Below are 9,650 nucleotides of genomic sequence, written 5' to 3' on the forward strand. Positions count from 1 at the left end.
TTACTGGAAAATTTATGAACACGCGATCGGAAAACATCCACCCAAAGGACGTTGCGCCTGGTGACAAGAAGGCTGCGACATCGGGCGTCCGAACGGAAGGACGTCCGATTATATCGGCCGATTCGCCGATCTTCAAAGATGTCCACGTCGTGCTGAATGCCGCACTGGGCAAGGCTGAGCTGTCGGTGCAGGAAGTCCTGGCTTTGAAGTCAGGCTCTGTTGTCAGACTTGACATGAAACTCAACGACCTCGTTGAGCTCTGGCTCAATGAGGCTCTCGTTGCCCGCGGTGAAATTGTGGCGGTCGATGGCAGTTTTGCCGTCAGGATCGTGGAGATTGCGCAGCTATCATGACGCGTTTCCCAATATCGCGACTCGCGGGGCGAGCCGGTCCAGCTATTCTGGCCGGTTTAGCCGCGCTGCCCGCTTGCGCCCAGAACCTGGGGCTGGGCGGCAGCAGTCCCGAGATTCCGTTGTGGCGCGTTGTCGGGGCCCTGTTTTTCTGCTGCCTGCTTGGGGCCGTCGGTGCGCTGGCCCTGAGGTACCGTCTGCGTAACCGGGCCGGACGTGCGCCGCGAGCGAATATGCGCCTTGTCGATGAACAAACAGTGGGCCGGCTCATGGCCGCATTGGGTCTGAAGGGGCCGAAGGGCGAAGCAGCGCCGACGCGTTTGCAACTCATCGAAACGGTTCGACTGAGCTATCAGGTTGAGGTCTCGCTGGTGGAATGCGATGGCGTGGGCGTGATGATTGTCACAAGCCCGCACGGCGCGTTTGTCGTCAATCGCGACGCCCCCACCAAGACGGGGAGCGCGTCGTGAAACTGAAGATGCTTGCGCTGGCTGTTCTGGCCGGCCTGACATTGTGGATCGCGGGGCCGGTCGCAGCGCACGCCCAGGAACTGGCTGGAGCGACGTCGATTGCCGCCAGTGCAAAAACGGCTGAGGCGGTCCGCCTGGCTCTGGTGTTGGGCTTGTTGGCGCTTATCCCCGCGCTGGTCATTTGCATGACGCCCTTTCTGCGTATCATCGTGGTTTTGTCGATGCTGCGGCACGCTTTTGGTATGCCGGAGACCCCGCCCAATCAGGTATTAATCAGCCTCGCGCTGTTTCTGACGATGCTGATCATGTCGCCAGTCTTCGGCACGATCAACAACAATGCCTTGCAACCGTTCCTTAACGGCGATGCTTCCGTACAGCAGGCCATGACCCACGGTTCGGAGCCGTTGCGTGCATTCATGCTCAGGCAGGTTCACGATCAGGATATCAAGACGATTTACGATATTTCCAGGCAACCCTTGCCGACGAAGGCGGCGGACGTCGGCACCATGCAACTGGCTTCGGCATTCATGCTGAACGAATTACGTGTATCTTTCAAAATCGGATTTGTCATCCTGCTGCCCTTCGTGCTGATCGATTTGGTCGTCTCCAGTGTGTTGCTGGCCCTCGGTATGATGATGGTGCCGCCTTCGACCCTGTCCCTGCCTCTTAAGGTCCTGATGTTCGTCTTGATTGACGGGTGGAGTCTTGTACTCGAGGGCGTCGTTGGAAGCTTCAGGTAACATTACGTCAAGCACACCTGTCACGGCCGCCGGTTCGGAAGACGAGGCTGCGCTGTGGCGTGAGTTCAAGGCCGGCGGGTCAGACGAGGCACGGCAAAAGCTGTTCGACCTGCATTACGTCTTTGCGCGGCAAGTGGCTGCCAAACATTATCTCGACCGCAAGAGAGGCGATATCGAATTTTCAGACCTTTGCCAGCTTGGCTGTACGGGACTGCTGGATGCCCTGGACCGATATGATCCTGCACGGGGGGTGCCCTTCCGCCCTTACGCCCGGTCGCGTATTTCAGGATGTATCCTCGACGGACTGGACCGTATGAGCGAGATGCGTGAGCAATTGGCGTTCAAACGACGGGCTCGACGGGAGCGGCTGAAGTCCCTGTCGGTTGAAGCTCCGGAAACACTGGACGCCGCTGAAGCCATGCTGGCGCTCGTGGAAATGGCGACGGGGCTGGCGATCGGCCTGATGATCGAGGGCATCGGCCTATACATCACCCAAAACGAAGCGGACCACAGGACTTCACCTTATGATAGCCTGGTCTGGAAAGACCTGATCCGATCATTAAGAGCCGAGATTCCCAACCTGTCCGACCAGGAAGAAAAGATCATAAGGTACCACTATCTGGACGGTTTGAGCTTTGAGCAGATAGCCAGCGTCCTGGGCCTCAGCAAGGGAAGAATTTCGCAAATACACAAATCGGCTCTGAAGTCCTTAAGGCACAGGATTTCGCCGGACACCGCTTTCAGGCTGCAGAAATAGGAAATGATGATAATGGACAATGTTGAAATGACACCAGATGACGTACTTCAGGCCGTTCTGGCCGAAATATCGCAGGATGCCGAGCAGGCGCTGGCCCATATGGATGAATTGCTTCAGCTGTATGGTGGCGACGCGCGCCTGCATTTTCTTCGTGGCTCGGTTCTCGCTGGCGCGGAACGCTACGCGGAAGGTCGGGTCGCCATGCGGCGGGCGGTAGACGTGGCACCAGACTACACCTTGGCGCGATTTCAGTTGGGCTTGCTCGAACTGAGCATGGGAGAAGCCACCGTTGCCCAGTCGACATGGCTCCCGCTGCTGGAATTGCCATCTGACAATAGCCTGAACCGCTTCGTCACCGGTCTCAACAAGATGCTGGAAGGCGAGTTTGCAAGCGCCATATCTCTGCTTGAGGAAGGCATGGCGCTCAATACCGAACTGGCGCCAATGAACAGAGACATGGCTTTGATGGTGAGCGAAATGCGCTCTAAGCTGGAGGCACAGCCCGTTGCCGAGGACGTTGAATCCGACGCGCATTTCCTGCTGAAGCAATACAGTTTCAGAGACGTCAAACATTAGAGCGGTTAAATTGCGCGACAAAACAAAAAGTTAGAGCGAAATGACGATTCCACTTAAAGTCATTTCGCTCTAGCGCGAGCCGATAATATGGCTCGAAACCGCTTATGGCCGGATATTGAATAATGGACCCAATTTCGCAGGTTGATCGTCTGGTGATGATCTTGCAGGAGCGCATGCTTGAGCGCTCCAAATCGCATGCGACAAAGCGTAATCCCAGGTTGCGCGGTGCAAAACCCGATTCCGCCGATAACCTGAAAGCCTTGGCGGCGGTCGACGCGGTCGATGATCATCAATTGCGTCGAGCCCTGGTTCAAAATATTCTGGCGGACCAATTTGGTTCCGACCTGATCAACGAGACCAAGTTTCAACAAGTGGTGGAACGGGTTACGGAGTCCCTTGAATCGGACGAAGCCGGGGCCGCTCTCATCAATCGCATTATCGCAGAATTGCGCAGCGCTTCGCGTTGACGCCGAACCAGGACGATACATTTCAATGTACGGGAGAGTATTCTGTCTATCTCCTTGCAAAATATGGTCGTTTGTGAGATTGAACAAAGGCTGTTGCGTGTATTGCCGGGGGGGGTAAAAATGGGGGCCGATGAAGCGCTGGGCTTGATGAACAAGCTGTTGTGGAGTGCCGCACTTATTTCGGCGCCAATCCTGATTACAATCCTGATTGTCGGCCTGCTGGTCAGCGTATTTCAAGTTGCAACCCAGCTGCAGGAAATGACCTTGAGCTATGTGCCCAAGCTGCTGACGGCGGCCATCGTGCTCATTGGCCTTGGTCCGTGGATGCTCCATAAGATTGCGGAATTCGGCATTTCGATGATCCGCCTTATTCCATCCCTTGGTCGTTAACCGGGTCATGGTTATTGTCGATCTTGCCAGTCGGGTCTGCGCGTGCCTGTTGTTGGGGTTGCGGGTTGCGCCGGTATTCGCGCTGGCGCCGCCATTTTCACAGATCAGGGCACCTGCGGCATTTCGCGTCCTGTTCGGCCTTGGCGTCGCGGCCTGTCTGGTTGGCGCGGATCCCAACCTCGCGCGGGTCGACGATCTCAGCGCCGGCAACCTGATCGTCGTGGCTGCACGTGAATTGATGCTGGGCCTGGTTTTTGTCATGGCGTTCCACCTCATGTTCGGCATGCTTTATATTGCGGGACGCACGATCGATATTCAGGCGGGCTTCGGCCTGGCTATGTTGATCGATCCCGCCACCCGCGGCCAGATGCCGCTGGTCGGTACCCTGTTCGCCTATGCCGCCGCCGCGGTCTTTTTTGCACTTGGCGGCCATCAGGATCTTCTGCGCATGATGGAGGCATCGCTTCGCGCTGTGCCTTTGGGGACGGGGCATCTTCCGGTTGACGGCCTGGCGAGGGTAGCAGCACTCCTCACAGCATTGTCGATAACCAGTTTCGGCGTGGCAGGAGGTACGATTCTGAGCCTGTTCCTGGTTGATGCGGCCATCGCGCTCGTATCGCGGACGGTTCCGCAGATGAACGTTCTGGTATTGGGTTTTCAGGTCAAGACGCTGTTGCTTCTGATGGTCCTGCCTGTCGCGTTTGGCGGTTCCGGCGCCTTGTTCGCGCGTATGACGACCCTGACTTTTGAAGCCATTCCGGGCCTGTTGTAATGGAAGATCAGTCCCAGAACAAATCAGAAGCGCCAACGCCTTTCAAGTTGAGCAAGGCACGTGAACAGGGATCTGTCGCGCGCGGGCTCGACCTGGGGTTTGCGACCAGCCTGGTCGCCTTTCTTGGTTATTTATGGATGTTCGGTCCCCAGCTTCTGGAAGCGGTCTCCCTTGCGGCGAGGCGTACCTTGGTGACGGCGTCGACTGTGACCACGGGGACAAACGAAATCCTGCACGTCGCAGGCGCCATGTCGGCGGCCGTCACGCATCCGCTGATATTCATGATCGGCGCTATTTTTGCGACGGTTCTGGTCTTCGAAGTTGTGCAGACAGGCGTCCTGTTTACCCTCAAGCCCCTCTCTCCGAACTTTAGCAAGCTGAACCCGGTCAACGGTTTCAAGCGGGTATTTTCCGTAAGGCAGCTCATCGAAACCGGCAAGAATGTCTTCAAGCTCGTGGTCTACACGGTTCTTACTATTCTTGTCATACTGGAAGCTCGCAAGCTGGTCATATCCGATGCCGCCGGCCTGGCGGCGGCTCTGGGCCACATGACTATGCGACTGATGGTTCTGTTCGCCGGCGCCGCGATCATAGTCGCCGCAATAGACCAGCTTATCTCGCGGCGGGATTTTCTGAAGCGAATGCGGATGACGCGGCAGGACACCCGGCGGGAATCGCGTGATCGCGAAGGCGATCCACGATTCAAACAGCGCCGCCGGCAGATACACCGTGAATATGCCAAGCTAAGCAAAAGCCTCAAGAATATTCGTAATGCCGACATCCTGATCACCAACCCGACCCACTATGCCGTTGCGCTCAAGTACGATTCCAAAACCATGACCGCTCCGAAGGTGGTGGCGCAAGGGACCGAACAGATGGCATTACGACTGAAGCGATTGGCCTTCCTCTACGGTATCGTAACCGTCGAAAATCGTGAGCTGGCCCGAACCCTCTACAATCGTTGTGAAATAGACCGCGAAATACCGAACATTTGTTTCCGCGCGGTCGCAGACATTTACCGGCGCGTCCGCAAGCGGACGCCAGCCACGGCGCGTGCATCCTGAAATGATTAAAAAGTTTTTTGAAAAGAACCACGATCTGGTCCTCGTCGGAGGTGTTGTCGGCATTCTGCTGATCCTCTTCTCGCCGATTCCGCCGGTGCTGCTGGATCTCCTGATTATCGCGAATTTTGCCTTCGGCATGACCATCCTGCTGATGACCTTCTATGTCGATAAGCCGGTATCCTTCTCCACCTTTCCGTCGCTTCTGCTTGTGATGACCCTTTACCGGCTGTCGCTCAATGTGGCGGCGACACGATTGATCCTGACGGAAGCTCACGCCGGTGAGGTGATTGGAGCCATCGGGGCTTTCGCGGTCCAGGGCAGTTTCGTTATCGGGCTTGTCGTCTTTTTCATTCTTGTGGTCGTGCAATATGTCGTTGTCACCTCCGGGGCGCAGCGGGTGTCCGAAGTGGCCGCACGTTTCGTGCTTGACGCCGTCCCCGGCCAGCAGATGAGTATCGATGCCGATCTCAACATGGGCATGATCGATCAGGACGAGGCCAAGCGGCGCCGCAGGGCGATCGAAAAGGAAGCCTCCTTTTACGGCGCGATGGACGGCGCGAGTAAATTCGTCAAGGGCGACGCTGTTGCAGGCATCATCATACTGCTGATCAATATCATTGCCGGTTGGATCATCGGCGTCGCGCAGATGGGCATGGACTGGCTGACGGCGTTGCAGACCTTCAGTTTGCTTACCATCGGCGACGGCATTGTCACCCAGGTGCCGGCCCTGATCATTTCGACGGCAACCGGTATTATTGTAACGCGTTCATCCGCCGACCGGCAGCTCAGCGCCGAATTGATGTCCCAGCTGGGGTCAGTGCCGAAAATTCCGCTGATCGTCATGGGGGCGCTCTTTATCCTCATGCTTTTGCCGGGCATGCCCAAATGGCCAATCGCCATACTGGCGGTGCTTGCAGTTGCCATGTGGCTATCCATGCGGCGCAAGTCGAAAAGCGCCGAGGCCGAAACGGACCTCGCGGTCGATGAGGGCACAGCAGCGGACGGCGGCAAGGCCAAGGCGCCGGCCGTCATCCAGGTTCTTTTTGGCAAGGAGCTTAGTCAGCGCTGGAGCCAGTTGAAGCCGCTTCTCAGCGAGCGAATCGAGACCTTGCGGGCGCAACAGGAGCGAAGCACCGGCTTTGCCTTTCCGCCCGTCACGTTCCAGGATGGCATGCAGCAGGGCGCCAATGACTATGAAGTGTTGATATACGGCGCCCGCCATGCCCAGTCCAAACTGTACCCTGACAAGTCCCTGGCGATCCGCACCGCGTCGGTAAGCGAAAACCTGCCGGGCCTGGAAACGCATGATCCTGCCTTCGGCATAGCGGCGGTGTGGATAGACGCTGAGTTGCGTGACCAGGCAGAGCGCCTGGGATACACGCTCGTTGACCCGATTACCGTCCTGATGACACACTTGGGAGAAGTCCTTCGCAACGAAGCGTCGCAGCTGTTGTCACGCGCTCACGTCACGGCCATGCTCGAAGAGGTGAGGGGCCGCCAGCCGGGCATGATTGAAGAATTGATCCCAACGATCATGACGGTCACCGATGTTCAGCGCGTGCTGCAAAACCTGCTCTCGGAGAATGTGTCGATACGCAATATCGACCTGATCGTGGACGCGCTCGTGGACGTCGGTCGCCAGACCCGGGACCACGGCGACCTGACGGAACTCGTGCGCCAGAAGCTTAACAATGGCATTTGTCACGACCTTCGCGGCGTGTCCGAGCAACTGGCCGTTCTCAGCCTTAACCCCCGGCTGGAAGCCCAGATCACGGATAATATCCGGCGCAGTGACGGAAAAAGCGGTTTCGTTATCGAACCGCGGTTAGCCGAACAACTCATTCGCAGTCTCATGCCTCTGGCAGACAAGATGATGCAGCAAGGGCTGTCGCCGGTCCTGTTGTGCGGTCCTGAAATCCGCCGTCATCTCAAGACATTCACGCGCCGCACCATTCCAAGGCTCGCAATTGTTTCGGTGAATGAAGTCCCATCATCGATAGATCTTAAGTCGTATGATGTTGTGAGCGTGGCGGACTAGAAGACTGATATATCGTGCTTGGGGCAACGGCCGTAAGGTATTGGCCACGGATGACACGGATGCCCGCTGCGCGGCCTACACGGATAGCCAGCGTTCGCCGCTCCGATCCCGAGATCATTCTTTATCCGCGCCGCAGGCGCATTCTTAGCCTGGCCATCACGCGCCGAGGAAATTGCCATGAAATCGGTGTAGCCGCGCTTGCGCGGCATCTGTGACATCCGTGGTTAAGGTCTTACTTCTCTTTGGGAAGTGAACAGTCTTGCAATTGATACGCTGTTCACCGAAATTCTTACCCCATGATCCGCACCTTCGAAAGCCAGGCAAAGGTTAGCATTCGCGGTAATGACCAGCCGGGTGCCAAGAAGAAATTCATCTATATTTGGACGATCGAGGATGCGCCAGCGCAATGAACAGATAGTTGCGTACGTTGGGAGCGGGTGAAGGCAGGACTGGCGTATGAGATGGACTGTTCATCGAAATTCAGCACATTGCCGCTACACTGTAATCTCACCTGGTGACCGTTGACGGGATTGAGGACAGTTTTGAGCGTAACAATCGAACACATACGCAACGCGTTCGACCAGTTGTATGTGGCGCTTCAGAGGCGCGATGCCGGCAATTTGCTAGGCCTTGGCGGCTATAGTGAGCGTAAACTTCTACCCATCGCCCGGACCTTTTTGCTTGGTTATTTCGGGCAGTCCGCCCTTCCGGATCCGCAGGACAAGGTGTTGGCCTCGCTGCTCGACAAGGGCGAATTGGATTTCCTGATCGGCAATATCGCTATCGAATTGGTCGTTCGAAAGAAGGGCAAGAAACGCATCGAGCCATCCCGCATTTCGTCGCTGAGTTCGACAGGGGTCGGGAATCTGCTACGTCCTGACGGGGCAGTCCTGCTGATATTGTTCGATTTTGCCAAGTCGCCGCTGGCGAGCGACGATATCTCACGGTTCTCGACCTGGGCCGTGCCCGGAAAAGCGGGAGGCGAGATCGCGGCGTTCAATGTATCATACTACTACCCTTCAGCGGAGCTACCTCATGGTGCCGGGCGTATCGATAAGACGATCCGCGTCGAGCAGGCCGCGGACGCCCAGCTTTAGGTCGCGCGTCATGAAGCGCCGGTACCGGGCGAGGGGACTGCAGGGCTTGGACCACGGATGACACGGATGTCCGCTACGCGGCCTACACGGATAGCCAGCGTTCGCCGCAGCGATCCCGGGATCATTCTTTATCGGTGCCGCAGGCGCATTCTTAGCTTGGCCGTCACATGCCGTGGAAATTGCCATGAAATCCGTGCAGCCGTGCTTGCGCGGCATCAGTGTCATCCGTGGCCAAATATCTTGCTTTCCGTCAGATGGGAACAGCCTTGCAACTGAGATGTGTCACGATATCCGACCGCAAATCTTGGAGGCGCATTATAAGGTATTCCTGACGCGAAAACGCACCGTTCGTTCTGTTGCCAGGCGATTGAGAAAAAACTGGACGTCTCCAAGCGTTTCTGGAAGAGGCTTTCCGCGTCGATAGCTATGAAATAGAACCCCGGAATTCCACAGAATTTCCACTTTTTTCCATTGTTTGATGTCGGTTGTGTTGGGCGCCTTGAATGTACGCCCCATCCAGGCCAGAGGAGAATGACACTGCGGGCAAGGCGCTATTCTGGGTTTGAAATATCCAGCGCAAACCTTGAACGATTTGCGACATAGAAAGCACGCGTGCGCTACCAGATACCCATATTCTCGCCTCTCGTGGGTACGCTGAGGCGCTGCCAGCTTGCCTTGATGCTAGGCGATTCACACATCTCGGAGTTCTCGGCCCAATGCGATGGATTTGAAGAATTGCAGTCCGTGCCTGAAGGTAATCGGGCCGGGCGGTTTTGATTTTGGATATCCATCCCATCCACCTAGCTTTGCGATCGTCCAAGCTGCCCAGGCCATGGATTTTACGGGGTGGGGATTTTTCTGCAGTTTTGTTTTGCCTTCCAGTTTTGGCTGAAGGGCTTTGAGTGTCTCGATCTCGGAAGGCGTGAAGG

11 protein-coding genes and 1 pseudogene are annotated in these 9,650 nt (G+C 56.6%); 11 read left to right on the plus strand and 1 reads right to left on the minus strand.

Going from position 1 to position 9,650, the window contains the following annotated elements:
- The first annotated feature begins 14 nt into the window (after positions 1-14).
- From AC1DXO_RS25840 to AC1DXO_RS25890, 11 genes are all read left to right on the plus strand, one after another.
- Positions 15-353, plus strand: coding sequence for a FliM/FliN family flagellar motor switch protein (locus tag AC1DXO_RS25840; protein WP_476981097.1), 339 nt, complete (start codon positions 15-17; stop codon positions 351-353).
- The gene (locus tag AC1DXO_RS25845; RefSeq protein ID WP_476981098.1) at positions 350-820 is read left to right on the plus strand and encodes a hypothetical protein; all 471 of its coding nucleotides are present in this window, start codon (positions 350-352) and stop codon (positions 818-820) included. The genes AC1DXO_RS25840 and AC1DXO_RS25845 overlap by 4 nt, the downstream gene beginning before the upstream one ends.
- Complete coding sequence (gene fliP / locus AC1DXO_RS25850; protein ID WP_476981099.1) at positions 817-1,560, plus strand: flagellar type III secretion system pore protein FliP; 744 nt, start codon at positions 817-819, stop codon at positions 1,558-1,560. The genes AC1DXO_RS25845 and fliP overlap by 4 nt, the downstream gene beginning before the upstream one ends.
- The gene (locus tag AC1DXO_RS25855) at positions 1,544-2,317 is read left to right on the plus strand and encodes a sigma-70 family RNA polymerase sigma factor (protein ID WP_476981100.1); all 774 of its coding nucleotides are present in this window, start codon (positions 1,544-1,546) and stop codon (positions 2,315-2,317) included. The genes fliP and AC1DXO_RS25855 overlap by 17 nt, the downstream gene beginning before the upstream one ends.
- 12 nt (positions 2,318-2,329) lie before the next feature.
- On the plus strand, positions 2,330-2,893 hold the full coding sequence (locus tag AC1DXO_RS25860) for a tetratricopeptide repeat protein (protein ID WP_476981101.1): 564 nt from the start codon (positions 2,330-2,332) through the stop codon (positions 2,891-2,893).
- 122 nt (positions 2,894-3,015) lie between these two features.
- A complete protein-coding gene (locus tag AC1DXO_RS25865) occupies positions 3,016-3,360 on the plus strand; it encodes a hypothetical protein (protein ID WP_476981102.1) in 345 nt (114 codons plus the stop codon).
- 120 nt (positions 3,361-3,480) lie between these two features.
- Positions 3,481-3,750 carry a flagellar biosynthetic protein FliQ gene (locus tag AC1DXO_RS25870; RefSeq protein ID WP_476981103.1) on the plus strand — a complete coding sequence of 90 codons (270 nt, stop codon included), beginning with the start codon at positions 3,481-3,483 and terminating at the stop codon, positions 3,748-3,750.
- A 7-nt stretch (positions 3,751-3,757) separates the two neighbouring features.
- Complete coding sequence (locus AC1DXO_RS25875) at positions 3,758-4,522, plus strand: flagellar biosynthetic protein FliR (RefSeq protein ID WP_476981104.1); 765 nt, start codon at positions 3,758-3,760, stop codon at positions 4,520-4,522.
- Positions 4,522-5,586, plus strand: a complete 1,065-nt coding sequence (locus AC1DXO_RS25880; RefSeq protein WP_476981105.1) for an EscU/YscU/HrcU family type III secretion system export apparatus switch protein — start codon at positions 4,522-4,524, stop codon at positions 5,584-5,586. Before AC1DXO_RS25875 ends, AC1DXO_RS25880 begins: the two co-directional genes overlap by 1 nt.
- 1 nt (position 5,587) lies before the next feature.
- Positions 5,588-7,624: a flagellar biosynthesis protein FlhA gene (locus tag AC1DXO_RS25885; RefSeq protein WP_476981106.1), complete on the plus strand. Its 2,037-nt coding sequence runs from the start codon at positions 5,588-5,590 to the stop codon at positions 7,622-7,624.
- 542 nt (positions 7,625-8,166) lie between these two features.
- A complete protein-coding gene (locus tag AC1DXO_RS25890) occupies positions 8,167-8,721 on the plus strand; it encodes a hypothetical protein (protein WP_476981107.1) in 555 nt (184 codons plus the stop codon).
- A gap of 690 nt (positions 8,722-9,411) precedes the next feature.
- Here AC1DXO_RS25890 and AC1DXO_RS25895 read toward each other — a convergent pair.
- Positions 9,412-9,650 (minus strand): annotated as a pseudogene (locus tag AC1DXO_RS25895) (IS4-like element ISSysp3 family transposase); the annotation flags it as partial.

This window comes from Asticcacaulis sp. P2_C5 (assembly GCF_056404555.1).

Bases quoted from the DNA above. Each gene is read 5' to 3' on its own strand.
- AC1DXO_RS25885 (WP_476981106.1), top strand. From the start codon at position 5,588: ATGATTAAAAAGTTTTTTGAAAAGAACCACGATCTGGTCCTCGTCGGA.
- AC1DXO_RS25875 (WP_476981104.1), top strand. From the start codon at position 3,758: ATGGTTATTGTCGATCTTGCCAGTCGGGTCTGCGCGTGCCTGTTGTTG.
- AC1DXO_RS25880 (WP_476981105.1), top strand. From the start codon at position 4,522: ATGGAAGATCAGTCCCAGAACAAATCAGAAGCGCCAACGCCTTTCAAG.
- AC1DXO_RS25845 (WP_476981098.1), top strand. From the start codon at position 350: ATGACGCGTTTCCCAATATCGCGACTCGCGGGGCGAGCCGGTCCAGCT.
- AC1DXO_RS25860 (WP_476981101.1), top strand. From the start codon at position 2,330: ATGGACAATGTTGAAATGACACCAGATGACGTACTTCAGGCCGTTCTG.
- AC1DXO_RS25865 (WP_476981102.1), top strand. From the start codon at position 3,016: ATGGACCCAATTTCGCAGGTTGATCGTCTGGTGATGATCTTGCAGGAG.
- AC1DXO_RS25840 (WP_476981097.1), top strand. From the start codon at position 15: ATGAACACGCGATCGGAAAACATCCACCCAAAGGACGTTGCGCCTGGT.
- AC1DXO_RS25870 (WP_476981103.1), top strand. From the start codon at position 3,481: ATGGGGGCCGATGAAGCGCTGGGCTTGATGAACAAGCTGTTGTGGAGT.